Origin of the sequence: Desnuesiella massiliensis (assembly GCF_001403615.1) — a bacterium.
GTDB lineage: Bacteria > Bacillota > Clostridia > Clostridiales > Clostridiaceae > Desnuesiella > Desnuesiella massiliensis.
On the sequence record NZ_LN879457.1, the window covers coordinates 902,081 to 928,334 of the forward strand.

21 protein-coding genes and 1 riboswitch are annotated in these 26,254 nt (G+C 33.8%); all 21 genes read left to right on the plus strand.

Annotation, left to right across the window (positions count from 1 at the left end; genetic code table 11):
• Positions 1 to 9: 9 nt before the first annotated feature.
• The 21 genes from BN2665_RS27170 (at position 10) to BN2665_RS22270 (ending at position 26,241) form a co-directional block, all read left to right on the plus strand.
• Positions 10 to 2,592: a beta-N-acetylglucosaminidase domain-containing protein gene (locus BN2665_RS27170; RefSeq protein WP_154675005.1), complete on the plus strand. Its 2,583-nt coding sequence runs from the start codon at positions 10 to 12 to the stop codon at positions 2,590 to 2,592.
• Positions 2,589 to 4,430 carry an alginate lyase family protein gene (locus tag BN2665_RS22175; RefSeq protein WP_154675006.1) on the plus strand — a complete coding sequence of 614 codons (1,842 nt, stop codon included), beginning with the start codon at positions 2,589 to 2,591 and terminating at the stop codon, positions 4,428 to 4,430. Before BN2665_RS27170 ends, BN2665_RS22175 begins: the two co-directional genes overlap by 4 nt.
• Before the next feature lie 266 nt (positions 4,431 to 4,696).
• Positions 4,697 to 6,439 carry a peptide ABC transporter substrate-binding protein gene (locus tag BN2665_RS22180; RefSeq protein WP_055669275.1) on the plus strand — a complete coding sequence of 581 codons (1,743 nt, stop codon included), beginning with the start codon at positions 4,697 to 4,699 and terminating at the stop codon, positions 6,437 to 6,439.
• 169 nt (positions 6,440 to 6,608) lie between these two features.
• Positions 6,609 to 7,571 carry an ABC transporter permease gene (locus tag BN2665_RS22185; RefSeq protein WP_055669276.1) on the plus strand — a complete coding sequence of 321 codons (963 nt, stop codon included), beginning with the start codon at positions 6,609 to 6,611 and terminating at the stop codon, positions 7,569 to 7,571.
• Between the two features lie 4 nt (positions 7,572 to 7,575).
• Entirely contained in the window at positions 7,576 to 8,475 is a 900-nt protein-coding gene (locus BN2665_RS22190; RefSeq protein ID WP_082435990.1) for an ABC transporter permease, read from the plus strand.
• A gap of 14 nt (positions 8,476 to 8,489) precedes the next feature.
• Positions 8,490 to 9,473: an ABC transporter ATP-binding protein gene (locus tag BN2665_RS22195; RefSeq protein ID WP_055669277.1), complete on the plus strand. Its 984-nt coding sequence runs from the start codon at positions 8,490 to 8,492 to the stop codon at positions 9,471 to 9,473.
• Positions 9,466 to 10,410 carry an ABC transporter ATP-binding protein gene (locus BN2665_RS22200; RefSeq protein WP_055669278.1) on the plus strand — a complete coding sequence of 315 codons (945 nt, stop codon included), beginning with the start codon at positions 9,466 to 9,468 and terminating at the stop codon, positions 10,408 to 10,410. Before BN2665_RS22195 ends, BN2665_RS22200 begins: the two co-directional genes overlap by 8 nt.
• A 158-nt stretch (positions 10,411 to 10,568) precedes the next feature.
• Positions 10,569 to 13,067: a DUF4855 domain-containing protein gene (locus BN2665_RS22205; protein ID WP_055669279.1), complete on the plus strand. Its 2,499-nt coding sequence runs from the start codon at positions 10,569 to 10,571 to the stop codon at positions 13,065 to 13,067.
• Between the two features lie 288 nt (positions 13,068 to 13,355).
• Positions 13,356 to 13,439, plus strand: a riboswitch (cyclic di-GMP riboswitch).
• A 325-nt stretch (positions 13,440 to 13,764) separates the two neighbouring features.
• Positions 13,765 to 14,892 carry a tetratricopeptide repeat protein gene (locus BN2665_RS22210; protein ID WP_055669280.1) on the plus strand — a complete coding sequence of 376 codons (1,128 nt, stop codon included), beginning with the start codon at positions 13,765 to 13,767 and terminating at the stop codon, positions 14,890 to 14,892.
• 27 nt (positions 14,893 to 14,919) lie between these two features.
• Positions 14,920 to 15,462: a metalloprotease family protein gene (locus BN2665_RS22215; protein ID WP_055669281.1), complete on the plus strand. Its 543-nt coding sequence runs from the start codon at positions 14,920 to 14,922 to the stop codon at positions 15,460 to 15,462.
• Positions 15,463 to 15,689: 227 nt separating this feature from the next.
• Positions 15,690 to 16,556 carry a sugar phosphate isomerase/epimerase family protein gene (locus BN2665_RS22220; RefSeq protein ID WP_055669282.1) on the plus strand — a complete coding sequence of 289 codons (867 nt, stop codon included), beginning with the start codon at positions 15,690 to 15,692 and terminating at the stop codon, positions 16,554 to 16,556.
• Positions 16,557 to 16,572: 16 nt separating this feature from the next.
• Positions 16,573 to 17,490, plus strand: a complete 918-nt coding sequence (locus tag BN2665_RS22225; RefSeq protein ID WP_082435991.1) for an AraC family transcriptional regulator — start codon at positions 16,573 to 16,575, stop codon at positions 17,488 to 17,490.
• Between the two features lie 240 nt (positions 17,491 to 17,730).
• A complete protein-coding gene (locus BN2665_RS22230) occupies positions 17,731 to 18,759 on the plus strand; it encodes a Gfo/Idh/MocA family protein (RefSeq protein WP_055669283.1) in 1,029 nt (342 codons plus the stop codon).
• 8 nt (positions 18,760 to 18,767) lie between these two features.
• The gene (locus BN2665_RS22235) at positions 18,768 to 19,550 is read left to right on the plus strand and encodes a M55 family metallopeptidase (protein WP_055669284.1); all 783 of its coding nucleotides are present in this window, start codon (positions 18,768 to 18,770) and stop codon (positions 19,548 to 19,550) included.
• 9 nt (positions 19,551 to 19,559) lie between these two features.
• Positions 19,560 to 20,420, plus strand: coding sequence for a sugar phosphate isomerase/epimerase family protein (locus BN2665_RS22240; protein ID WP_055669285.1), 861 nt, complete (start codon positions 19,560 to 19,562; stop codon positions 20,418 to 20,420).
• A 25-nt stretch (positions 20,421 to 20,445) separates the two neighbouring features.
• Positions 20,446 to 21,477 carry a Gfo/Idh/MocA family protein gene (locus tag BN2665_RS22245; RefSeq protein WP_055669286.1) on the plus strand — a complete coding sequence of 344 codons (1,032 nt, stop codon included), beginning with the start codon at positions 20,446 to 20,448 and terminating at the stop codon, positions 21,475 to 21,477.
• A gap of 26 nt (positions 21,478 to 21,503) precedes the next feature.
• Positions 21,504 to 22,307: a sugar phosphate isomerase/epimerase family protein gene (locus tag BN2665_RS22250; RefSeq protein WP_055669287.1), complete on the plus strand. Its 804-nt coding sequence runs from the start codon at positions 21,504 to 21,506 to the stop codon at positions 22,305 to 22,307.
• A gap of 10 nt (positions 22,308 to 22,317) precedes the next feature.
• Entirely contained in the window at positions 22,318 to 23,079 is a 762-nt protein-coding gene (locus BN2665_RS22255) for a 6-phosphogluconolactonase (protein WP_055669288.1), read from the plus strand.
• 54 nt (positions 23,080 to 23,133) lie between these two features.
• On the plus strand, positions 23,134 to 24,315 hold the full coding sequence (gene nagA / locus BN2665_RS22260; protein ID WP_055669289.1) for an N-acetylglucosamine-6-phosphate deacetylase: 1,182 nt from the start codon (positions 23,134 to 23,136) through the stop codon (positions 24,313 to 24,315).
• Between the two features lie 33 nt (positions 24,316 to 24,348).
• Positions 24,349 to 25,404, plus strand: coding sequence for a Gfo/Idh/MocA family protein (locus BN2665_RS22265; protein ID WP_055669290.1), 1,056 nt, complete (start codon positions 24,349 to 24,351; stop codon positions 25,402 to 25,404).
• Between the two features lie 12 nt (positions 25,405 to 25,416).
• Entirely contained in the window at positions 25,417 to 26,241 is an 825-nt protein-coding gene (locus BN2665_RS22270; RefSeq protein ID WP_055669291.1) for a sugar phosphate isomerase/epimerase family protein, read from the plus strand.
• Positions 26,242 to 26,254: the final 13 nt, after the last annotated feature.

Consider the following 26,254-nt stretch of genomic DNA (forward strand, 5'->3'; position numbering starts at 1 on the left):
AGAGTAATTATGATTCCAACATTGCAACATTACTATTATCATGGGAGAAATATAATATTTAAAGAACTTACTTTTAATATAAAAGGAGATGACTATAATATATTTCCTTTTAATACAGCTAGTAACGGATTCATCATAAACTTAATAAGTAAAGCTTTAAAGCCTGAGGAATATATTATTGACATAAAGGAAGAAGGTATAACTATAGAATATGGTTCAGAAAGAGCCTTATTCTACGCTTTTAGCACATTACAATCCTTAATCAAGTATAAAAAGCAGTATTATGAAATGCCTAAGTGTTATATAAGGGATTATCCTTCTTTTAATGTAAGAGGAATAATTGAGGGATTCTATGGAGAGCCTTGGAGTCACCAAAAGAGAATGGATTTAATCAGTTTTATTTCAAAATACAAAATGAATGCTTTCTTTTATGCGCCTAAGGACGATCCTTATCATAGAAGCAAGTGGAATATTGCCTATCCTGAAGATAAGTTTTGTGAAATAAAGGAACTTGTAAAGCAATGTAATGAAAACTATGTGGATTTTATATTTTCTGTAAGTCCTGGCTTGGATATTATATATTCTTCTGAAGAACACATAAAGGTTTTATGTGAGAAATTTTATTCTTTAATAGATATAGGAGTTAAAAAAGTAGCCTTATTATTAGATGATATAAATCCAGAGTTAAAGTACGAAGAGGATAGAAACATATTTAAGAACTCCTTTGCTAAGGCTCATACCTACCTAAGCAACAGAGTATTCCAGAACCTTAGAAATTACAATGCTTCTTTAGAGTTTATTGTTTGTCCTACTGAATACTGGGATGTAAAGGATTCAGAATATAAAGGCATATTTAGAGAAGAGTTAAACAAGGATATAAAGTTAATATGGACAGGTCCCGAAGTGATTTCTAATGTTATTACTAATGAGCAGAGCGTCAGAGAGCATGAACAATATGGGCATGATTTGTTTTTGTGGGATAACTTTCCTGTAAACGACGGAGCTAAGCAGCTAAAACTAGGGCCCATATATAATAGAGACAAAAATCTACATAAGAATCACTGGGGAATAGTATCTAATCCTATGAACCAGGCTGAGATAAGCAAGATAAGTCTTATTACTTATAGTGATTATGCATGGAATTCAGAAGCTTATATGCCAGAGGTATCCTATAAAAATGCCTTAGAAGAAAAGCCAAAAGAATTTTCAAAGATTTATGATTTATTGTATGAAAATTGTCAGTGCAGTGATATGAATGAAGAAACAGCTCCCATATTAAAGTCCTTAATAAGTGAAGCTTTAGAGAATAATGATTATGAAAAGCTTGAATATTATCTTCAGAGGGTTTATAGATTACCAGAGAAGATAGAGCACTTAATGGACAGTGCATTTCTTGAAGAGATAAAGCCTTGGTTTAATAAAATAAAACTAACTGCAGAGTTAGGATTATGTGCTATAGACTTGCTTCAGCATAGAAAAAGAGGAGATTTACATGAACTTTTAACTCAATATAAACAGGATGAATATAGCTTTGGGGAAAAAGCTGTATTGGATTTAGTAGCTTATGCTAAAGTTAAGGAATTAGATTTTAAGGAAAAATTAGGGCAAATATTTATCTTAAGAGATACCAGAAATAATGATGAAGTGCTAGAGGCAATAAAAAAAGGTTCTATGTACAATGTTTTAATAGATAGAAAATTTAATAGCTTAGCAGAGCTAAAAGATACTCTAGATAGATATAAGGATAGTAGCCCTGGAGAACTGTTTATTATGGCAAATCACCAAGGGGGAGAGCAGGTAATAGTTGAAGAGAGATTTTCAGGGCTATGCTCCCAAGAAATAATTGGAAAAATAAAAGATAAAGGGATAGCCTATAACAATACCTATTTACAGGCTATAGAGCTAAAAAGCTTAGGAGTAGATATGATGCTATCACCAAATCTTAATCTAAGGGATGAATATAATTCATCTCCTTCAGAGAAATCCTATGGTAAGGTGATAGTAAAGGATATTATAGAAAGTACTCTTAGAGCTTATAGAAGCACTAAAATGTTTTGCTGTGGAAATTACTTTCCTTGTGGTAGTGAAGAAAATAACATTATAAAAAGAAATTATACAAATCTAATAAATCAATTAGAGAGTTTTAAAATAGCAGTCAATAAAAATATTCCAGCCCTTTTAGTGTCTAATGCTCTAATTGAAGATTTAGACAGCTTACACTTAGCTAGCAATTCTTCAATTATAATAAGAGACTTATTAAAAGACAAATATGGATTCCAAGGATTGATTTTAGTCGTTCATGATAAAAACTTAGGATTAAAAGAATTTACTATGAATGCTATTAAGGCTGGAGCCCATATGATAATTGTTGAAAGTTTAAGGGATTTAGAAAAGCTAGCTCATGAGATGGAAGAAGAGAAGTCAGAAGAATTTTTTAAGCTTATAGATAGTTCTGTAGCCAAGATAATAAAATATAAACTCCTTAAAGAAAACAATAGTATTGATAAGGATAAAATAGAATTTTATAAAGAATTAAAGGATTATATATTTAAAAAGGCTTCAGAAATCAATGGAGGTAAAAAGGTAAAATGAATTTAGATAGCATAGATAATAAGGTTTTTTGTGATTTTAAGCCTAAGTCAAAATTTATTTTTGATGAAAATATAAAGGAAGAGACCTTAAAGCTCATAAAAAAATTAAACCTAGAAAAACAGATAATAAAAGATGGGGATAAGATTTGCGCTCATATTTTTAACTTGCTTGGTTCTGGAGATAAGTATCTTGGTAGGAGCATAAATTGGAGTGAAGACTTTAAAGCCTGCTTTGTATGGGAAAATGATTATTATAAAAATATTAAGATTGTAGATCTTTCTAATAAATCCGATGTAAAGATGCCTTGGGAGCTTTCAAGATTTCAACATATATTTACCCTTGGAAAGGCTTATTGGTTAACTAAGGATGAAAAGTATGCCTTAGAATTTAAAGAGGAAATAGAGGATTGGATAAATAAAAACCCTTATGAGCATTCTGTGAACTGGTTTTGCGCTATGGATGTAGCTATAAGAGCAGTGAATTGGATTATAGGATATTATTTCTTTAGAGAAGCTTTAACTATAGACAAGGAATTTTGGACAAAGTTTAATAAAGTATTATATCTTCATGGTTCTTTTATAATGAATAATCTAGAGAATAAAGGGTTAACCAGTAATCACTATCTTTCAGATTTAGCAGGACTGATATTTTTAGGATTATATTTTAAAGACTTTGAATTTGAAATAGACAAGGATTCCAATAATAAAATATGGTTAGAGTATGGACTTAAAGAGCTAGAAAGTGAAATGTTTATACAGGTCAATGAGGATGGAGTATGTTATGAGGATTCTACTTCTTACCATAGATTAGACTCTGAATTATTCTTAATTCCAGCTATATTATGCAAATTAAATCACATAGAATTCTCCAAAGAATTTAATGAAAGATTAGAGAAGATGTTTGAGTTTATGCTAGATATGACAAAGCCTAATGGAGAGGTGCCTTTTTTTGGAGATGCAGACGATGGAAGACTTGTTATTTTTTCTAACTACTCAAATTGGAATAAAAAAGACTTTAGGCATATATTAGCGGTGGCAGGAGAATATTTTAATAGAGATGATTTTAGATATGTGGGAAGGGACTATTTAGAGGATGCCCTTTGGGCTACGGGCACATATAAATATATTGAACACTATAATGTTACATTAGGTTCTAAAGCCTATAGTCAAGGAGGCTTTTATATTCTAAGGAATTCAAGGGCCTTTTGTATGATAGGGACGGGAGAACTCTCATTTAGAGGAATAGGCTGTCACAGTCATAATGATCAATTCAGCTTTGAGCTTAATATAGACGGAGAGGATTTCATTATAGATCCTGGTGTATATGTATATACTGCAGATGGAGAAATGAGGAATTATTACAGAAAAACTGAAGTGCATAACACCTTATATATAGAGGGTTATGAACAGAACGATTTCACTCCTGAGCTTTTTGAACTAAAGGAAGAGAGTTTTGGTAAATGCGAAGAATTTGAAGGAAACAGCTTTAAAGGTAGTCATGTAGGATATAAAGAAAAGTGTGGAGTAATTCATCAGAGAATAATGACATTAAAAGAAAATGAAATCTTGATTGAAGATATTCTTAAGGGAGAACTAAAAAAAGCATTAAAAGCTTCAGTAAACTTTACGTTATCGGAAGACGCCGAGGCAAAAATACAAGATGAAAAAATAATTATTTCAAAAAATAGTGTGCTAACCATGATACCAGAGCAGTATGATAATATAGAGATAATTAATGGATATGTATCCAATGCTTATGGTGTTATTAAAAATACCAAAAGAGTTGTAGTGCATTTTAAAGAAAATAGTACTAAGAATGTGATAAGATTGATATTCTAATAAGCTAACAAAAATCTTTTTTAAATTAAGCTCCCTGTGTTACATTGGGAGTTTTCTTTTGCTTACATATGAAACCTTTACATTACATATATTAAGTTTTTGTGTATAATATAACATGATGAAAGATTTTTTCATTCAGTCATTCAATAATTGTGTGAAAAGTCTATAATTTTGAAAAAAATACAAAGGATTTATTAGTGAAATCTTTTACAATAAAACTGTGGAAAGAATTTATTATACATAGAATTCAAAGGGGGAATTTTTTAATGAAGACTGTTAAAAAGCTAGTTTCTCTAGCCCTAGCTACAGTGGTAGCCGCCAGCTTATTTGTTGGCTGTAACAAAAAAACAGATCCAGTATCTACTGCTCCAAAAGGCCCTAAAGAATTAAAATTATACCTATATAATGCGGGTAATCTAGACCCTTATTTCTATAACTGGGGTGGATTGACTCTAAGAATGGGCGCTTTTGAAACTTTAACAAAATTAGATGCTAACAATAAAGCCGTTCCGGGTCAAGCAGAAAAATGGGAACATAATGCTGACTACACTGTATGGAAGTTCACCTTGAAAAAAGGATTAAAGTGGTCCGATGGAACTCCTTTAACAGCTAAGGATTTTGAGTATTCTATAAAGAGAACTGTAGATACTAAAGTTTTTCCAGGAAAGCCATCTTCCTATAATGTTACTGTTCCAATAAAGAACGCTCCAGCAGCTAAAGCAGGAAAAGCTGAGGCGGATAGCATAGGAGTTAAGGCCTTAGATGATACTACTTTAGAATTTACACTAGAACAACCAAGTACTATCTTTGATGTATCGCTTTCAGAATTATGGGCATGCCCAGTTCCTAAGCATGTAATCGATAAGGTTGGACAAACTGATTGGACTAAAGTTGAAAATATAGTAACTAATGGACCATTCAAGGTATCGGCTTGGGAACTAAATACAAAGGTTGAAATGATTCCAAATCCAAATTACTATGGAAAAGCTAATTGGGATAAGATTGTAGTAATGAGTGGAGATACTAACCAATTATTAGCATATAAAAATGGAGACATAAATATAGCTAACTTAACTAATACAGATATGGAAGCAGTATTAAAGGATCCAGAATTAAAGAAAGAAATGCAAATATTTAAGGGATCCACAGTTTATCATATGAAACTCTTAAGAGGTAAAAACGACATATTACAAACAAATCAGAAAGTAAGACAAGCTATTGCTATGTCCTTAGATAAAAAGACCATAGCCAATGACATCATGAAGGGTTCTGTTCGTGAAAGTAATTCTATGGTTCCAGAAATTTTTGCACCATGGGGAAATGAAATAGGATTAAAATATGATGTGGCTAAGGCTAAACAGCTTATGGCTGAAGCAGGGTTCCCAGAAGGAAAGGGCTTCCCAGAAATGACAATCTTAATCGCAGGAACGCCAACAGGAAGAGAGCTTGCGATTAAAGACATGATTGAAAAGGGAACAGGAATTAAGTGTAAAATCTTAAATGAAGAATACGCTCAATTCTCTAAAGATGAAGGTAAGTTCTGGGAAGATGGAACAATAGGATTCTCAATAAATGGTAGATCAACACAATATCCTTCATATATTGGATACATGGAAATGCCTAATTTTGTTGATGATGGTTTATTGAATGTAGCTTTGGCTACAATGCCACAGTCTAAATATGCTGCCTTTAAGGCAATACAAGATGATACTAAATTAGAGCCGAATGAAAAGGCTAAGAAGAAAGAAGAGTATATAAGACAAAATGCTACTGATGACGGTAAAAAATACTTAGATATGTTAGATAAAGCCAAAGCTGAAAATGACCCAGCTAAGAAGGAAGCTTTATACAAAGAAGCAGCAAAATTCAGAGAAGATCAAGCCATTGCTATAAATATAGACTGGGAAAACGGTGTTAAGCTAGTTAAGCCTAATATAAAGGGCTATGTAGCAAACCCATTATTATTAGGAACACCACCATATTACTTTAACGATATGAAGATGGAATAGACAGATAGTTGTTGCTCAAATTAAAAATTTGAGCAACAACTGTTTAAGGTATCTTCAAAAAATAACTAGTCAGTGTACTGTTATCTTTGACTAGTTATTTTTCTCAGATACCTGATATGTTATGAGATGCTTATAAGGATTTAAAATTTAGTAAGGATGGGGGAGTAAAATGAAGAAGTATATACTAAAAAGATTAACATATATGTTTTTTGCAGTTTTTGTCATCTCTATAATTACTTTTGTGCTTGTAAAATTAACTCCTGGTAATTATATAGAGAGTGAAAGGCTTATAAATCAAAATATGGAAAACACATCCTATTCACCAGAGATCATTGAAGCTTGGAAAAAGAGCTATGATTTAGACAAACCTTGGTGGTATCAGTATGGTAAATTTACCTTAAATTCTTTTAGGTTTAAATTTGGACCATCATACAAATATCCTAGTGAGATGATAGAGGATCAGATCGCAAAAGCTTTGCCAATATCTATGCAGCTTGCCTTTATATCTATCGGACTATCCTTAATCATAGGAATTCCTTTGGGAATAATAGCTGCTCTCAGGAAAAACACCATAATAGATCGTATTGCTGTATTCATATCTATGTTGGGTAATAGTATTCCAAACTATATAATTGCAGTATTTTTGATGTACTTGTTAGGTAATATGTTACACTTAGTGCCTATTATAGGTTGGGGTAAACCTATAAATTATATTTTGCCAGTGCTATCCTTAGCTATTGCTCCTATAGGAAGCATAACTAGATATATGAGGGCTAATTTGGTGGAGACCTTGAACACAGAATATATAAGAGTAGCTGTGGCTAAAGGGGGAGGCTTTAAAGCAGTGGTTATAAAGCATGCTTTAAGAAATTCTCTTATTCCCTTGGTAACGGTGGTAGGACCACAAATAGCTATGCTTACTGTAGGTACTGTTTTTATTGAAAACATGTTTAATATTCCAGGATTAGGTAAGCTATTTGCCTCCGCAGCTATTAATAGAGATTATCCTATGATTATGGCTTCTACAATATTTTTTGCATTCTTAATTATGGGAACTAATCTAATAGTAGATTTAATTTACGGTGTTTTAGATCCTAGAATTAGAAAAAATAGCATGATGGAGGGAAGATAGAGTTATGGCTGAACAAAGAGAAGTAGCTATAGATGGTGCAATAAAAACTAAAAAGATTAAAAAAAGAAGCTATATTAGTGTTATATGGTCAAGGTTTAGAAAAAATACTACAGCAGTGATTTCTTTAGGAATAATTGTTGTTCTAGTTTTAATTGCTATTTTTGGACCTATGCTGAGCAAGTATCACTATGAGAGTGTAGACTATACTGCTCTATACCAAGGACCTAGTTCAAAGCACTGGTTTGGTACAGATGAAGGCGGCAGGGATATGCTTACTCTTTTGATGTATAGCTTAAGAAACGCATTATTCGTAGGGCTAGGCGCAGGTGTGATACAGGTGTTTATAGGACTTACCATAGGTGCTATCGCTGGTTATTTTGGTGGAAAGATAGACAATATACTTATGAGGTTTGTTGATATAATGTATGGTTTCCCAAGCCTTCTATTTATGATTATCTTGGTTATGGTTATGGGAAGAAGCCTGTTTACCATATTCCTTGCTATAGGCTTAACTTCTTGGGTAGGAATGGCTCGATTGGTGAGGGGGCAGGTGTTAACCATAAAGCAGAGCGAGTTTATTGAAGCTGCTAAGGCTATGGGAGCCAGCAATTTTGAAATAATATTTAAGTATATTATGCCAAATTCTGTTGGACCGCTTATAATTGCTTTATCCTTTAGTATACCTTCTGCTATGCTAGCAGAAGCAGGTATGAGTATGATAGGCTTAGGAGTTATGCCTCCAATGCCAAGCTGGGGGATTTTATTATCTAGGGGACAGTCCTTTATGCTATCCTATCCATACATGATGCTATTCCCAGCCGTAAGCTTTGCAATAGTTATGCTTTCCTTCACTTATTTTAGTGATGGATTAAGAGATGCGTTTGACCCAAGAAGTGATAAGTAGTAGGAGGGATTACCATGGAAAACTTATTAGAAGTTAAAGGACTAAAAACATATTTTTATAGGAAAGATGGAGTAGTTAAGGCTGTAGATGGTATATCCTACGATCTAAAAAGAGGAGAAACTTTAGCTATTGTAGGAGAATCTGGTAGTGGAAAAAGTGTAGGAGTATCTTCAGTTATGGGGCTAATAAAGCCACCTGGAAGGATTGTAGAAGGTAGTGTGCTATTTCAGGGTAAGGATATATTAAAATCAAATAAAAAAGATATGAGGGACATCAGAGGAAATAAAATAGCTATGGTTTTCCAAGATCCAATGAGCTCTCTAAATCCTACCTTGAAGATAGGAGAACAGATAATGGAGCCTTTGCTATGGCATAATAAATGCTCAAAGGAAGAAGCTAAAAAGAGAGTTATAAAGCTTCTTGGAGAAGTTGGCATACCCTCTCCAGAGGAAAGATTTAATCAATATCCCTTTGAGTTTAGCGGCGGTATGAGACAAAGGGTTATGATTGCTATGGCTATGATTTGTGAACCGGAGCTATTAATAGCAGATGAACCTACCACAGCATTGGATGTAACGGTTCAAGCTCAGATACTTAAGATTATTAAGGAAATGCAAAGGAAAAACAATACTTCAGTTATAATGATAACCCATGATTTAGCAGTAGCTTCCATGTTTAGCGATAGGGTAATTGTTATGTATGCTGGAAATATTGTAGAAAGAGGAATGATGTCTGAATTTATAAAAAATCCAAGCCATCCTTACTCTAAGGGATTGTTAAATTCAACACCAATACTAGGAAGTAAGAAAAAGTTAGAAGCTATACCAGGACAACCACCAAACTTAAAAAATCCTATAGCAGGATGTCCTTTTGCCCTTAGATGCTCTCAAGCAAAAGATATTTGCTTTAAAGAAAAACCACCAATAACTGAATTATCGTCTACTCATAATTTATATTGCTGGTTATTTGTTAAAGAAGGAGTGAAGAAGGATGCATAAGAACATACTAGAAGTTCAGGATTTAAAAAAATATTTTCCTCTTAGTGGTAAACAAGTAAAGGCTGTGGATGGAGTATCCTTTTCATTAGAAGAAGGCACTACCTTAGGTATAGTTGGAGAGAGCGGAAGCGGAAAGTCCACCATTGCTAGGCTTATTTTGAAATTGATAGAACCTACCTCAGGTAAGGTAGATTTTTTAGGAGAATCCCTATATGACTTGCCACAGAAGGAATTGAGAACCTTAAGAAGCAATATGCAAATGATATTCCAAAACCCATATCTTTCTTTATTTCCTCATTTATCCATAGGTGATAATATAGAGCAGCCATTTATAATAAATAGACTAGGTAATGATTCAGTAAGAAGAGAAAAAGTTTTAGAACTCATGGATCTTGTAGGGGTTTCAAAGGATTACTATCATGCTTTTCCTCATGAGTTAAGTGGAGGTCAGCAGCAAAGGGTAGGTATTGCAAGAGCATTAGCTCTAAATCCTAAGTTAATCATCTGTGATGAGCCTGTATCTAGTCTTGATGTATCTATTCAAGCTCAAATCTTAAATCTTTTAGAAAAGTTACAAAAGGATAGAAACCTAAGCTATATTTTTATAGCTCACAACTTAGCGGTAGTAGAGCATATAAGTAAAAAAGTAGCGGTAATGTATCTAGGAAAATTTGTAGAATGTGCAGACACTGCGGAGCTTTATAATAATCCTTTACATCCTTATACAAAAGCCTTATTAGAAGCGGTGCCATCTTTGGAAGCAGATGGAGGTAAAGCTTTTGAAGCTATATATGGAGAAATACCTTCTCCGCTAAATCCACCTAAGGGGTGTAGGTTTTGTACAAGATGTAAATATGCTAAGCCAGAGTGCTTAAGTGTGGAACCAGAATATAGAGAAGTTAATCCAGGGCATTTTGTGGCTTGTCATTTAGTTTAATTTGTAATGATGTATGAAGAAAATTTGCTGAATAAGCATTTTTTCTTTGTACATAAGTTGCAAAAATTTAAGAAATATACTTAGATTTTTATTGAAAGTTATATATATTAATAAAATACAGAATATTCTTTAAAATTTTTACTAAAAGGAGAGAAATTATGAAATTTAATAAAAAGAAAATATCTGTTTTTTTAAGTACTGTTTTTATATTATCTTTACTTCTGTCAAATGCCACAAGGATTAATGCAGCTACCTTAGAAAATTTAGCTCTGGGAAAATCTGTTGCCATAAATGATGATAATTTGATTTATGACAATTTAGTACCTATTGCTAATGCTGGTACTGCTAAGGATAAGGCTTCCATGCTTACAGATGGAGTGTTTGGTGATATATATGATTGGACTAATGCAAATGCATGGTTTAAATTCCATAGGGGCATGAGCAGAGACGTAGTGGTTGACTTAGGAGAAGTAAATACTGTAAATAGTATCTCTATGGGAATGGGGCAATCTTCTTCCGTAGGAATATATCCTTCTAGATGGATGAAAGTATACGTTTCCAATGATGGGGTAGATTACAAATATTTAGGAAAGGCTGTTCCAGATTACCCAACCTATGCGGAGAATATTCCAGTTACTAAGGCAGATGGAACTGCTACAGCTAACGGCATTCAAAGAAAAGTTTTAAAGATGGATAAACTGTCAGATGGAAAGGCTATGAACATACAAGCTAGATATGTTAAGGTAACATTCTTAGTTTGGCCTTGGGTATTTGCTGATGAAATAGAGGTATTAGGACAAAAGGGAATTGCTAATGGGGCCGTTATTCCACAAGGAATAAAAGATGATAATAATTGGGATATAAATGAGTTTCCAGCTGCAGATAGCAAGGAAGCTGCACAATTAAAAGATCAGTTTTTATTTTACACAGGAAAGTACAGCAACCCTGATTTAACAAATTGGACTAAAGATAGAGTAGAAACTGTACTAGGCTATAAAGATATTAATGGAGATATTAAGGATTGGCAATTTACAGAATTATTAGTTCTGCCTACTACGGCAGCAGTTACACCATCCAATCAAGCAAATTCTGCTAAACGCTGGGTAACAAAAGGTGATTTAAATTCCTTTTTAGACTTTATATTTACTGAAGATGAAACTCAATTATCCGCTATAAATAAAGTGGCTGGGGAATTAAATAAAAAGTTTAAAACTGATAAAAAGATAGATATAACCATAGCTATTCCATTTATTGAAAAAAGTTCAAACTTTGGAGATATAAAAGGAGATGGCAGTGTATTAAGCTTAGATCCTAAGGATTTTGCTTCCTTTGTGAAGGATCCGGATTCCATGGAAGGCAAGGTAAAAATGTCTGAAATGGCTATAGAAAATAGGATAGCGGCTACAAAATGGTATATCAATGAAGTTGAAAAAAGATTTAAAGAAGCAGGTTATAAGAACTTGAATCTTCATGGTTATTACTGGTTTGCAGAATTGGTAGAAGGTGGTCAAGGCTATGAAGAGACTATAATGGCTACTTCACAATATTTAAAAGATGCAGGAAGATATTTCACATGGATTCCATATCAAGGACCTCATTCTGCTCTTATTTGGAAGGAACTAGGCTTCTCTACTATGTCTCTTCAATATGGCTATGCCTTTACACAACAAGATAAAAAGAGAATTGATGAAGTAGTTGAGCTAGCTAAAAAGGTTGGAGCTTCTGTGGAGATAGAATATGATAATTATGCTACTCTAGCTAAGTATTTAAATGCAGGAGTAAGATTAGGCTATATGAAGGATACCTACCACACTTATTACTATGGTGGATCCCTAGGTATAATAGGAGCTGCTAATCAATATAATACAGAAAACAATAAGACTCCAGATCCTTGGTCTCCGCTTATAAGAAATGTTTATGACAGGACTTATGAGTTTATGAAGGGAACCTATAAATTAAGATATGTTTCAAGAGCCTTTAACAATATTGCGGATAAGAATAAAATGACTTCTACAGTATCACTATTGTTAGCAGATAATTTTGTAGAAGGTAATATGACCTTATTATATGATCCACAAAAGGAAGTTTTAAAGGATATGACCTTAGGTGCTTCCATGGCTAATATAGGCACTGTTACAGTAACTACTTCCGATAAGATAGTAACTATAAATGCAGATGGAACTAAAAAAGAAGTAATTCCTGAGGATAAGAGTCAGCTTTCAAAGCCTGGCACTATAAATATAAAATTTAATATTTTAGATGCTAAGAATGCTTTAAATGGAGAAGCAAAAAAAGTTGGACAATATATAGACCCTAACGCTAATAAATCTGATATAGTTAATTTTGTATTCTCTAAAGCTGAGGGTGTTAAGGATTTAGACATACCTGCATACCCCTTTGTAATAGATAGGGAAGGAAAAGTAATAGACAAAGATGGATTAGAGTATTTAAACTGGAGTGAAAGTTCAATAATACCAGGCTCTTTAGAAGAGAAGATAGTTGAAGCAGTTATGGCTGTAAGGCAAGCAGGAGCTACTGAATCAAAGGTGGATATAGATAAAGCCTTAGAACTTATTAATAAGTTACCAGAAAGTCAAAACAAGAAAGATTTCTCAGAGAGAATTAAAGCTATAACACATAAAAAGAAAAACAAATAAAAATAAGGATTTATCACAAGCATAATAGTTTGTGATAAATCCTTATTTATTTTTGAAATATATACACTTTCTGATATAAATAGTATTGGATAACCTAAGGAAAAAGCACTAAACGCAGCATAAGAAGCACCATATCATCCCAAACTAGATATGAGTCTATAGAATAGAGGTATTAAGAAATAAAATACAAAAATGAAAAAATAATCTTTATTTTATCAATTTTTTATGGTAGTATATTGAATGTAAACCAATATATTTACAAAATGTTCATTAATTTTACATAAAGTCCATAGATAATAGCAAATTTATCGAAAGATAAAGACGCAAAGCTGCGGGTCTAAGGAAATATTCTATGACAGCCGGGTCGCCTAAATGTGATTTTTTTCATTTCGCGCCTTGACATATCTATGTTCATTTATGGTATCTACTGCCTTAATCAGGCACAAACACAAAAAACTATTAAATACAAAAATAAAATTAAGTATATTTGAACCGTTGTCAACATTATGGCAAGCTTTTTTAAAGTTAACCGTTTTTAGTACATACATTGCAAAAGTTATAATACATTTTGAACTCATAAATATTCTAGAGTCAAACCCATTAAGCATGGAGGTGTAGGTGTACAAAGATATAATGTAAGAACTTTAATGCAAGGTATATATATATCAAATATTTTTTAAAAGGGGAGATTTAGGGAATGGGTCTGAAATTTAAACAAGAAAATGACACTGAAAATTTATCAGGAAGCTCAGAAATGGAAGAGGATATTTTGCATGAAAATGATGAACCAATAAACGACACCTTTTGGGGTTGTAAAGGTTGTGGAAGTTTATGCGTGGAGGAAGGGTACAAGTTAAAATTATGTAAGGAATGTAGGGACAATCTTTCTAAAAGACCAATTCCTATACATATTAAGGTAATTTCACTGATTCTTATTGCAATTATTATTTTTTCTTTATCAAAATTTCCTCGTAGTATTAGCATTGGCGTAGAATATGAAAGGGGAGTACAGGCTGAAGAAGCTTCAAAGTATCTTACTGCCATGAAACATTATGAAAATGTTGCGAAAGAATACCCACAATCCGATAAAGCACTAGTAAGGCTATATGTATCCTATTACTATTGTGGGAGAATTGATGAAGCCTATGAAGTTTATGACAAGATTGCGGGCGATTCTCCTTCTACTAAAAAAATGGACAAAGGGCTAGTTCAAGAGGTTAATGAAATAACCAGTAAACTAGATAGATATTATAGTCCAAGCAAGGAAGTATATGATAAATTAAAGGACCAGAAGAATGCTAAGATAGAGGATATTATAAATATCTTAAAGCCTATCGTAGACAAAAATCCTAATGAGGTTTATGCTGCCTATTACCTTGCAAATTTATATTTTGATATGAAAGATTATACTAAAGCAAGTCAAGTTTTATCTAGAGTTATCTCTAAATATCCTGATTTTAATGCTGCTTCTTTGTTTCAAGCAGCTACATATAGAGAGTTAGGAAAATATGATGAGGCAGTAGAGTATTGTAATGATGCTCTTAACAATAACGTTGAAGATATAGGTGCTTATATAACCTTGTCTAAAATTGAGCTTAAAAGAAGGAATAATGCTAAAGGGCTTGAATATGCTAAGGTTGCTTATGAAATGGATAAAGAGGATCCTATTGTGGTAGCAAATCTTGCTTTGGCATATCATTTTAATAATCTACTTAGCGAAAGAGACAAGTACTATAAAATTTATCAAGACTCAGGGATAAATGATAAATATACGGATAATTTCTTAAAATCAATTTTTGATGGTTCTTTGCAATGGCAAAAGTAAATATAGGACTGGAAGGAGAATAAATCAATGCTTATACCTGGTTTTATTATATCAATAATAACTTTTCCTGGGGTAATAGTCCATGAAATTGCACACCAATTATTTTGTAGAATATGTAGGGTTGCAGTTCTGGATGTATGCTACTTTAGGTTTGGTAATCCTGCGGGTTATGTAGTACATGAACATCCTAAAAGCTCATATCAGCATATCTTAATAGGAATAGGACCCTTTTTTATAAATACTATTGTGGGTGCCTTAATAGCTCTTCCGGCAGCAGTACCAATATTGAGCTTTGGTCATAAGCTTGGGGGCAGTAATATTATAGATTATGTACTCATTTGGTTAGGAGTTTCAGTGGCAATGCACTCATTTCCAAGCACTGGAGATGCAAAGAGTCTTTGGAAAACAGTGAAGGATAAAGAGACTCCCATAATAGCAAAGTTATTTATTGCACCTATTGTGCTTTTAATATATATTGGTGCTCTGGGCTCTGTAGTATGGCTAGACTTAATCTATGGAGTGGCAGTTGCAACTTTTATACCTAATTTAATTATTAATATATTGGCATAATTATATGAAATGGTAGTAATGGTGAAAGCTGTTACTACCATTACTTTTTAGCTATAATTTTATACTCTAATAGATTATGAAAGATAATAAGAATATAATCATATAATCCCTTTGTATAAAAAGTATAATTATTTGTAATATAGTCAAATGAAAGAGCGATAAATTATTATAAAATATAATTGAGGAAAAAAGATTAACAATATAATTTGAAGAGGTGTGAGGTATAAGTGAAAGTATCAGTATTAAGTTTAATATTTAGTGAAAGATCCTTAGAAGAAGCAATGAAATTAGCAAAGGAAATAGGCTTTGATGGCATAGAGCTTATGGGAAGAGAGCCCCATATTTCAGCGGACACTACCTTAGAAAGAGCTAAAGAAATAAGAAGTATGCTAGATAGCTATGGATTAGAAATACCAGCTATAGCTTCTTATGTAGGAGAATTTTCTACAGCTTCAGATAGTGAATGTGTTAAATCTTTAGAGTCTCTAGAAAAATATTTAGACATAATGGATGTTTTAAAATGTGATTTAATCAGAGTTGGCTGCGGTGGACCTAATTCATTTTTATCTCAAAACTTTCATTATGAAAAAGCACTATATTGGATGGAAAAATGCGCTGTATTAGCTGGACAATACAATAAAAAAATCGCTATGGAAATACATAATGGCAGCTTAATAGAAACCGTAGAATCTGCAAACAAGTTTGTAAAGGATTTAAACAAGGATAATGTAGGATTAATACATGATGCTGGCAATATGTATATAACTGATACAGACTATGGTATAAAATCTGTGCAGATATTAGGAAATAAGATATTCCATGTGCATGTGAAGGATGAAATGAGAGTCAACGATGATACATTACCAGGAAGTTTTCATGCAAGAACTATTTATGGAGATGAGATTTTTCAACATAAACTTTTAGGACAAGGTGCTGTAGATCATGTTCCTCTATTTAAGGCATTGATAAAATCAGGCTATAATGGGTTCTTATCTTGTGAATGCCATGCTAGCTTAGAGGATGTTGAAAGAGCCAAGTATGATTTGCAGGAGATTAAAAAGCAAATTGAAATAGCAAAAGAAGCTTTAAAATAAGCTATGGAGAACGGTGATGAATATGAAAGGTGATGCTTTTGAAATAAAAAATATTATTTTATTCGACTCTGAAAGTAATTTCTCTAAGTCCATACCTTTTAAAATTTATGAGTCAGAGGGGAATGTATCTGGTGAGATAGACCATACCCATGATTATATGCAAATTTGGTATATATGTAGAGGAGTTTGTAATCACTGGATAAATAATGTGGAGTACAAAATGGTAAGAGGAGATCTATTTATTCTTCCTCCCTATGTAGTTCATAAGGTAAAGCCTATTGAAGGAGAAGATATTCACATTATAGGCTGTGAATTTTCTGCTAGGTTCTTTGATGAAAGATTTAATGACTTTAACAAGAGTAAAGAGCTCTTTGACTTTGCTTATCTAGAACCTTTCCTAGTATCTGAAGATATGGTAAAGCCTAAACTCAATCTTTCTGCGGAGGCTCAATTAAAGGTAGAAGAGATAATGAAGGAAATGCTTCAAGAATATAATGGGCAAAATAAATATTATGATATGATCATAAAGGCAGATGTGTTGAAGCTTCTGGCCATATTGTCCAGAGAATATAGTAATAATACTCCCAGGGAATCGCAAGAGATTTTTGATAAATATAGAAGTGCCATTTTAGATTCTATTAACTACATTCATGATAACTATAACGAAGAATTACATTTAGAAGATATATGCAGATATTCCATGATGTCAAAAACTTATTTCTGTTCCATATTCAAAAGCTTAACTGGAAAAACCTTTACTGAATATTTGATACATCTAAGAATTCAAAAGGCGTTGGACATGCTTGTTAAGAGCAATGTACCTATAACAAAAATATGTTACGATGTAGGTTTTAACGATGTTACTCACTTTTGTAGAACTTTTAAGAAGATAGTAGGGGTATCACCAAAATATTATAGAAAGGCATCCCTATAAATTATTAAAAGGCATCGTAAAAAAAATAAATAGTCAAAGATGCGAAGTATATTTTGCGTAAGACAAGGACACAGGTTCCATTAATAGTGGGGCTATTAGTGGGTTCTGTGGACGCAGTATTACGCAAAATAGACGAGTAGACTGACTAGTTATTTTTTTGGAGATGCCTAAAACAAAAATCAGGAGGCATAAAAATTAATAATCTTTATGTGACTCCAGAAAATTACAGGAGGGCTAAAAATGAATAAAACATTAAATTTTGCAATAATAGGATGTGGGGTTATAGCTCCTTGCCATGCAGATGCTATCACTAATTTAATAGGAGCAAGATTATATGCAGTATGCGATATAATTCCAGAAAAGGCGCAAAGTTTTGCAGAAAAGTATGGGGTTAAGCATGTGTATGTTGATTATAAAGAAATGTTAAAGAATCCAGAAGTGGATATAGTTTGCGTATGTACGCCTAGTGGATTACATGGAGAGATGAGTATAGCAGCAGCAGAGGCTGGTAAACACATAGTGTGTGAAAAACCTATGGAAATCACTAATGAGAAGAATCAAGCTATCATAGACGCAGTGAGAAGATGCGGAGTTAAAATGCAATCCATATTCCAAAGGAGAACTATGTCAGCAGCCATAGCTACAAAAAAGGCTATTGAAGAAGGGAAACTTGGAAAAATAGTATTAGCTAGCGCTTACTTAAAGTATTATAGAGACCAAGCCTATTATAACAGTGCAGGTTGGAGAGGAACTTGGGAATTAGATGGTGGCGGAGCTTTAATGAATCAAGGAGTTCATGGAATAGACTTATTAACTTGGATGGTAGGAGAAAAAGTAACTTCCTTAGTATCTAAAGCAGGTACCCTAGCAAGAGACATTGAAGTTGAAGATACTGCTGTAGCCTTACTTCAATTTGAAGGTGGCGGTTATGGAGTAATAGAAGGAGCAACTACTGCTTATCCAGGACTTGAAACTAAATTCGAAATCCATGGAGAATATGGAACTATAATATTTACAGATTCGGGAATAGAAAAATGGGAATTCTTAAAAGAGCAGGTTCCTATGCCAGAGGCTAGTGAAAAATTAGGAGGAGCTTCAGACCCTTCAAAGATATCCTCCGCAGGACACTTCATATTATTAAAGGATTTAGTAGATGCCATCAATGAAGATAGAGAAACTATGATACCACCAGAAGAAGGAAAGAATGCCGTAGCTATAATAAGAGCTATATACAAATCCTCTAAAGAAAAGAGAGAAGTAGAGGTATAAGCCTAAAAATGAAGATATATATAAGTGCTGATTTAGAGGGTATAGGTGGTATACTTACAAAAGAACAGGTGACCAAAGGTAAGGAAGAATACAGGGAAGCTTGCAAGCTTTTAGGTAAAGAGGTCTATAGCCTTACAGAGGGATTAATACAAAATGGTGCTGAGGAGATTTATGTTTATGATGCTCATGGTACTGGTATTAATATTCCCTATGATGAAATGCACCCTAAAGCTAAATATATCATGGGATATTCTCACCCTAGGGTGAGATTCCCATTTTTAGATAGTAGTTTTGACTTTATAATTTTTCAAGGCTATCATGCTATGGCTGGAACAGGAGAGGCTATTTTAGATCACAGTTATAGCTCATCAAATATATACAATATATATTTAAATGAGGTCAAGGCTGGGGAATTGTATATAGATGCGTTAATAGCTAGTGAGTTAGGGGTTCCAGTGGCTTTAGTCACTGGAGATGATAAGACTATAAGAGAAGCACTTAGTATAATGCCTTGGATTAAAACCTATGAAACCAAAAAAGCCATAGCTAGGCACTGTGCATTGATAAAACCGCCAGTTTTAGTTAGAGAGGAAATGAAGGCTCTAGCTCAGGAGGTTGTGCAAAGCAGAAATAGTTATAGGCTATTAGATATTCCAGAAGAAGTGGTTTTTAAAATAGAAGGACTTTATTCTAGCGATACGGATGCTGCTAATAGCGGTGATTGTCATAGAATGGATGGAAGAACTATTTTGAAAAAAGGAAAAGGTATATGGGACACCTTTAATAAATAGGAGGCGCATATGAAACTAGGAATTATAACTGATGAAATAACACAGGATATAAAGACAGCTGTGGATTTTGCAACAAAGCATGGACTTCACGGCGTGGAGCTAAGATCCATAGAAGACTTAAATGTGGATGAAATATCAATAAATAGAATAAAAGAAATAGATAAAATAATAAAAGCTGAAGGACTAGAAGTCTGCAATATAAGCAGCTCTTTTTTTAAATGCTCTATTGATAACAGAAAAGAATATGTGGAAAATATGGATAAATTAAAGAGACTTATAGAGAGAGCAAATATTTTTGGATGTAATACACTAAGAGGCTTTGCCTTTTTCCAAAGTGGCTCCTATGAAGAGAGATTTGAAGAGATTATTGAAAATTTCCTAGAGCCCATTGAGTTATTAGAAAAAGAAAATATTACATTATTAATAGAAGCAGATCCCAGTGTTTTTACTACAAACTGCTGTAAGGTAAAGGCACTTTTAGATAGAATTAACAGTAAATACGTACAGGCTATTTATGATCCCGGTAATGATATTTATGATGCGGATATGGAGAATCCTTATCCAGAAGGTTTCGAATATTTAAAAGATTATATTAGACATGTTCATATAAAGGACGCGATGCTTATTGAGGGCAAACCTCAATCTGTAAAGGTGGGTACTGGAGCTGTACCTTTTAGCGATATCTTTAGAAGCCTTAAAGACATAGGTTATAAGGATTACGTAGTATTGGAAACCCATTATAGGCCACAGGCAGAAATACCTGAAGAATTACTTAAAAGGCCTAAGGGAACCTTATTTTCCTTGAATGGGGACATAGCTTCAGAAGAAAGTATTATTGAGCTTAAAAAGCTTATTAAACTCTATATATAATAATTATTGGTAAAGGTGAATAGATATGAAAAAGTTAAGAGTTGCCATTATTGGTTGTGGAAGAATATCAGAAGTATATAGATATGTTTTTAAACAATTATCAGATAGAGTAGAAGTTGCTTATGCCGTGGATAAGGTAATTGAAAAGGCAGAAGATTTTGCTAAGGATTTTGAAGGCTGTGAGGCTCTTAGAGATTATAAGCAATGCCTTGATAAGAATATTGATGTTATTCATATTGCTACTCCCCACCATTTACATGCTTCTATGGCTATAGATGCTATGAGAAGCAAAATAAATGTTTTAACTGAAAAGCCTATAGCTATTAGCCTTGAAGAGGCAGATGAAATGATCAGGGTAGCAAAAGAGGAGAATGTGAAGTTTGGAGTTATTTTTCAAACCAGATATGTGAAGGGCTGCATGGATATTAAAGAGCTTATAGAGCAGGGAAAACTAGGAAAGATAGTTGCTGCTAGATCTTATCTATCTTGGCATAGACCGGATAGCTATTATTTAGAGTCAGATTGGAAAGGTACATGGGATAAAGAAGGTGGCGGGGTTCTTATAGATCAAGCTATCCATAGTCTTGATAGAGTGCTTTGGCTAGTAGGCTCTGATATTGATTGGGTTGAAGGTCATGTGGATAATAGACTTCATAAAATAGTAGAAGTAGAGGATGTGGCAGATGCTCTGGTAAGGTTTAAAAATGGCTGTGACTATCATTTATATGCTACCAACTGCTATAGCTACGATTCGCCAATTCAAATCGAAATAGTAGGTGAAAAGGGTAAAGTTGGACTAAAGCAAGATTTAGCTTGGGTTGAAATAAAAGGGGAAGAGCCCTATGAAATAAGAGATGGTTATGATGGATTAACTGTAGGGCCTAATTATTGGGGCTGCAGTCACATAACCCAGATGAAGGATTTTTACGATTCCGTGGAAAAGAATACTCCAATTTTTATCGATGGTAAGGAAGGAAGAAAAGCCTTAGAGCTAATAAGAGCCATATATAAATCTTCAAAGGAAAAAACTAGAGTTCATTTTCCATTCCAAGATTAGAAAGTTGATTTTAAGAGGTGTTTTTTATGAAAAAATCTATAGGTCATTGGTGTTTCCCGCAAGGCACTACCATAAGACAATGTATTGATGGATGCAAGGGGTTATTCTATAGTTTCGAGGCTGCTTTTACCGAAGGAGGAGAACTGTCCCTAAATACTAGTGATGAGGAAATCCTAGATATAAGAAAATATGCAGAAAGCAACGGAATATTTATAAAATCCTTAGCTACTTCTGAATTATGGAAGTATCCGTTATCTACTAAGGATGAGGAAAAGAGAAAAAGAGGAATAGAGATAGTTAAGGGAATGCTTCATGCAGCAAAATTACTAGGAGCTGAAGCGGTATTAGTTGTACCAGGCTTAGTAGATGAAGAAAATGACTATGAGAGCGTATATAGAACTTCTCAAGCATCCATAAAGGAATTGGAAGCTTATGCAAGAGCGCAAGGAGTAATCATAGCCATTGAAAATGTGTGGAATAAATTCCTTTTAAGTCCTTTAGAGTATAGAGATTATATAGATAGCTTTAATAGTGAATTTATAAAAGCCTATTTTGATGTAGGCAATGTGTTGAATTTTGGTTATCCAGAACAATGGATAAGGATATTAGGACATAGAATAGTAAAGGTTCATGTTAAGGATTTTAGAACAGCGGCAGGTAATGGCTGGGGCTTTGTAACTCTTCTTGAGGGCAGCGTTAATTGGAAAAAGGTAAGAGAGGCTTTGATAGAAGTAGGCTATGAAGGAACCCTTACAGCGGAGATACCTCCTATGTACGATGCTAAAATAGGAATAAAGTATCTCTCTGAGGCTATGGACATAATAGTTTAGGGGTGAAGATATGAAGGAAGAAATATTGAATTATAATTTTTTAATAAAGGTTTTTGAAGACAGGGATGCTATGGGTAAAGCTGCAGCTCAAGAGGCAGCTAAGGCCATAAAAAATTTATTAAAAGAAAAAGAGGAGATAAACTGCATTTTTGCTGCTGCTCCTTCCCAAAATGAATTTCTTAAATATTTGATAGAAGAAGAGATTGATTGGGCAAGAGTCAATGCCTTCCATATGGATGAATATATAGGATTACCTAAAGGAGATAAAAGACTCTTTGCAAACTTTTTAAAGGAGCATATTTTTGATAAAGTTCCTTTTAAAAAGCTTTATTTGATAAATGATTGTGGAAATTCTCAAGAGGAAATCATAAGTAATTATGTAAAGCTCTTAGAAGAGCGTGTGGTAGATTTTACTTTTATGGGTATAGGAGAGAATGGACATATTGCATTTAATGACCCCCATGTGGCTTTTTTCAATGATGAGAAAGTCATAAAGGTTGTAGATTTAGATAACAAATGCAGGATGCAGCAAGTAAATGACGGCTGTTTTGCAACCCTAGAGGAAGTACCTAAATATGCCTTAACCTTAACTATTCCAGCCCTTATGAAGGCTAAAGAGGTATTTTGCATGGTTCCAGGACCTACAAAAGCTGAGGCTGTTAAAAACACTGTGCTAGGCCCTCTAGGAGAAGCTTGCCCAGCTACCATCATGAGAAAGCATAATAAAGCAAATTTATATCTAGATAAAGAATCAGCCAGAGATATCCTTTAAACATGGCAGGGGGACGTTTCCTCTGCCACAGTGTATAATTAGGTAGGTGATAGTATGTTTATCATTAAGAATGGAAAAATTATTTTACCAGATGAGATTTTAGAAGGTTTTGATTTAGTAGTAGAAAACGGAAAGATAATAGATATTTGTGAAGAGCGGCAAGGGAAACATCCCGCTGCCACAATCATCGATGCTAAAGGAAATTATGTATCTCCAGGCTTTATAGACCTTCATGTGCATGGAGGCGGAGAGGGAGACTTTCTAGATGGAACTATGGAGGATATAGAGGCTATACTAAGAATGCATACCTTCCATGGCACTACTGGAATCTATCCAACTACCTTAGCTTGCGAAGATGAAGAGGTATTTAATTCTATAGACTTGCTTGAGGGTATAAATAAAGAGGATAATAACTACGCAGAAATATTAGGAATTCATCTAGAAGGACCTTATTTGTGCATGGCGCAAAGAGGGGCACAAGATCCTAAATATATTAAAACTCCTAAAAAAGAGGAGTATACAAAAACCCTAGATTATTGCAGTTCTATTAAAAGAGTTACCTTTGCTCCTGAGTTAGAGGGAGGAATAGAGCTGGCAGATGAATTAAAAAGAAGAGAAGTACTAGGTTCTATAGGACACTCTGACGCAGAATATGAGCAAGTGCTAGAGGCCTTTGAGCATGGAGTATCCCATGTAACTCACTTATATTCAGGTATGCAGGGCGTTCATAGGGTTAAGGGTTTCAGAAAGCTTGGAGTGGTAGAGAGCTCTTATTTAATAGATGATATGACGGTGGAAGTAATAGCGGATGGATGCCATCTGCCTATAGAATTATTGAAGCTGATCTATAAAATTAAAGGTCCTGATAAGATAGCTTTAGTCACAGATGCTATGAGAGCCGCAGGAAGAGAAGAAGGAGAATCAATATTAGGAAGCAAGGAAAATGGGCAGAAGGTAATATTAAAGGATGGAGTAGCCTTTATGCCAGACTTTGAAGCCTTTGCAGGAAGCATTGCTACCATGGATAGATTGGTTAGAAACATGTATAAGGGAGTACAGGTTCCTCTGTTCAATGCTGTGAAGATGGCCGCTTTAACTCCTGCAAGAATAATGGGCTGTGAAGATAGAAAAGGTAGTCTAGAAAAGGGAAAAGACGCAGATATTCTTATATTTGATGAAAATATAAATATTAAATATGTAATGGTAAGAGGAAAAGAATTTTCAAAAGAAGTTTAGAAAGTAATATTCTATTTATTTGGAGGTTTAATCATGAATAAAGTTAAAGTTGGAATTATTGGAGCTGGTAGTATCAGTACTCTTCATACCTCTTCTTATAAAAAATTAGATAATGTAGAGGTTCTAGCGGTATGTGATATAAACAAGGAAAGAGCAGAGGAATATGCGAAAAAATATGATATACCTCATGTATTTACTGACTACAATGAAATGTTAAAAATGGAAGAATTAGATGCAGTAAGTGTTACCACTTGGAATAACGGTCATGCACCTATAAGCATAGCAGCTTTAAAGGCTGGAAAGCATGTATTATGTGAAAAGCCTCTAGCTCTAAATGCAAAAGAAGCTGAAGAGATGGTTAGCACTGCTAAGGAATATGGAAAAACATTAATGGTAGGTTTTGTAAGAAGATTTGGACAAAATACAAAGATGCTTAAGGAGTCCATAGACAATGGAGAATTAGGCAAGGTGTATTATGCAAAAACTGGCTGCCTAAGAAGATGGGGAAATCCAGGAGGTTGGTTCTCTGATAAAAAGAGATCTGGAGGAGGACCAGTTATAGACCTTGGAGTGCACATGATTGATTTAATAAGATATTTAAACGGAAAGCCAAAAGCTATATCTGTTACAGCTTCCACCTTTAATTTATTAGGTATGAAACCAGACGTAAAGGGAGTTAATAAGTATTATTCTGCAGATTATGATAGCTTTAATGATGTAGAGGATTGCGCTACTGCATTAATAAAGTTTGATAATGGAATAACTTTATTCTTTGAAACAAGCTGGGTGCTCAATACTAAGCAAGATGAGCTTTATTTAAAGTTATATGGTGACAAGGCAGGAGCTCAAATGGAGCCAACCTTAGAGTTCTATGAGGAAAAGAATAACTACTTTACCAATGTAGAGCCTGTACTAAATGCAGGAGGTTCCTTTGATTATATATTCAATGAAGAAATAAAGCACTTCATAGATTGTATACAAAATGGAGCAGAGTGCTTAAACCCAGGAGAAGATGGAGTAGAGCTTATGAAAATATTAGATGCCATATATGAATCTGCTAAAACAGGTCATGAAGTTATTATAAAGTAGGAGGAGCTGTTTATGAAGCTTTCAGTAAGTATTTGGAGTGTGCACTATAAGGTACGCGGTGGGGAAATGAATAATCTAGAATTCATAAAATTCTGCCACCAAAATGGAGTTAAAGCTGTAGAATTATTGGATGTTTTTCTTAAGGAAGAAAGCGAAATAGAAAGCATTAAAAATTTACTTGAAGAATTAAATATGGAAATATCCTCCTATTCCATAAGCAACGATTTTGTTCAAGCTGCTGAGGAAGATAGAAATTTACAGCTTCAAAAGGTTAAGGATGGAATAGATAGAGCAGTAAAGCTAGGCGCTAAGTATATGAGAGTATTTAGCGGTGATGGAAAGCAAGGTATTGCCTATGAGGATGCAAAGACTTGGATTATAGATAATTTTAAAAAGGCAGCTTCCTATGCAGAAAAACAAGGAGTTACCATGGTGGTAGAGAACCATGGACTATTTGTAGGAAAGAGTAAGCAGGTTAAGGAATTAATAGAGACTGTAGGGTCAAAATATTTAAGAGCTAATACTGATGTAGGAAACTTCTTATTAGCTAATGAGAACCCTCTAGAGGCTGTGGTAGCTTTAAAAGATTATGTGTCCTTTGTTCATTTCAAGGACTTTAAGGAAACTGAGAAAGACCAGCCAGGTTACTTAGCTATGGATGGAAGAAAATATATGGGGACAGTTCTCGGAGAAGGAGAGGTTCCAATGAAAGAAGTAGTAGACTTCTTGTATAATGAAGGTTACAAGGGTTATCTATCCATAGAATTTGAGGGACCTGGAGATCAAATATCAGGAACGCTAGAATCCATAAAGTATGCTAATTCTATAATAAAATAGTTTTAAGGAGTTT

What these genes read in the sequence shown, in the direction of transcription:
- BN2665_RS27170 (WP_154675005.1), top strand. Translation starts at nt 10, where the DNA reads ATGATTCCAACATTGCAACATTACTATTATCATGGGAGAAATATAATA.
- BN2665_RS22175 (WP_154675006.1), top strand. Translation starts at nt 2,589, where the DNA reads ATGAATTTAGATAGCATAGATAATAAGGTTTTTTGTGATTTTAAGCCT.
- BN2665_RS22180 (WP_055669275.1), top strand. Translation starts at nt 4,697, where the DNA reads ATGAAGACTGTTAAAAAGCTAGTTTCTCTAGCCCTAGCTACAGTGGTA.
- BN2665_RS22185 (WP_055669276.1), top strand. Translation starts at nt 6,609, where the DNA reads ATGAAGAAGTATATACTAAAAAGATTAACATATATGTTTTTTGCAGTT.
- BN2665_RS22190 (WP_082435990.1), top strand. Translation starts at nt 7,576, where the DNA reads ATGGCTGAACAAAGAGAAGTAGCTATAGATGGTGCAATAAAAACTAAA.
- BN2665_RS22195 (WP_055669277.1), top strand. Translation starts at nt 8,490, where the DNA reads ATGGAAAACTTATTAGAAGTTAAAGGACTAAAAACATATTTTTATAGG.
- BN2665_RS22200 (WP_055669278.1), top strand. Translation starts at nt 9,466, where the DNA reads ATGCATAAGAACATACTAGAAGTTCAGGATTTAAAAAAATATTTTCCT.
- BN2665_RS22205 (WP_055669279.1), top strand. Translation starts at nt 10,569, where the DNA reads ATGAAATTTAATAAAAAGAAAATATCTGTTTTTTTAAGTACTGTTTTT.
- BN2665_RS22210 (WP_055669280.1), top strand. Translation starts at nt 13,765, where the DNA reads ATGGGTCTGAAATTTAAACAAGAAAATGACACTGAAAATTTATCAGGA.
- BN2665_RS22215 (WP_055669281.1), top strand. Translation starts at nt 14,920, where the DNA reads ATGCTTATACCTGGTTTTATTATATCAATAATAACTTTTCCTGGGGTA.
- BN2665_RS22225 (WP_082435991.1), top strand. Translation starts at nt 16,573, where the DNA reads ATGAATATGAAAGGTGATGCTTTTGAAATAAAAAATATTATTTTATTC.
- BN2665_RS22230 (WP_055669283.1), top strand. Translation starts at nt 17,731, where the DNA reads ATGAATAAAACATTAAATTTTGCAATAATAGGATGTGGGGTTATAGCT.
- BN2665_RS22235 (WP_055669284.1), top strand. Translation starts at nt 18,768, where the DNA reads ATGAAGATATATATAAGTGCTGATTTAGAGGGTATAGGTGGTATACTT.
- BN2665_RS22240 (WP_055669285.1), top strand. Translation starts at nt 19,560, where the DNA reads ATGAAACTAGGAATTATAACTGATGAAATAACACAGGATATAAAGACA.
- BN2665_RS22245 (WP_055669286.1), top strand. Translation starts at nt 20,446, where the DNA reads ATGAAAAAGTTAAGAGTTGCCATTATTGGTTGTGGAAGAATATCAGAA.
- BN2665_RS22250 (WP_055669287.1), top strand. Translation starts at nt 21,504, where the DNA reads ATGAAAAAATCTATAGGTCATTGGTGTTTCCCGCAAGGCACTACCATA.
- BN2665_RS22255 (WP_055669288.1), top strand. Translation starts at nt 22,318, where the DNA reads ATGAAGGAAGAAATATTGAATTATAATTTTTTAATAAAGGTTTTTGAA.
- nagA (WP_055669289.1), top strand. Translation starts at nt 23,134, where the DNA reads ATGTTTATCATTAAGAATGGAAAAATTATTTTACCAGATGAGATTTTA.
- BN2665_RS22265 (WP_055669290.1), top strand. Translation starts at nt 24,349, where the DNA reads ATGAATAAAGTTAAAGTTGGAATTATTGGAGCTGGTAGTATCAGTACT.
- BN2665_RS22270 (WP_055669291.1), top strand. Translation starts at nt 25,417, where the DNA reads ATGAAGCTTTCAGTAAGTATTTGGAGTGTGCACTATAAGGTACGCGGT.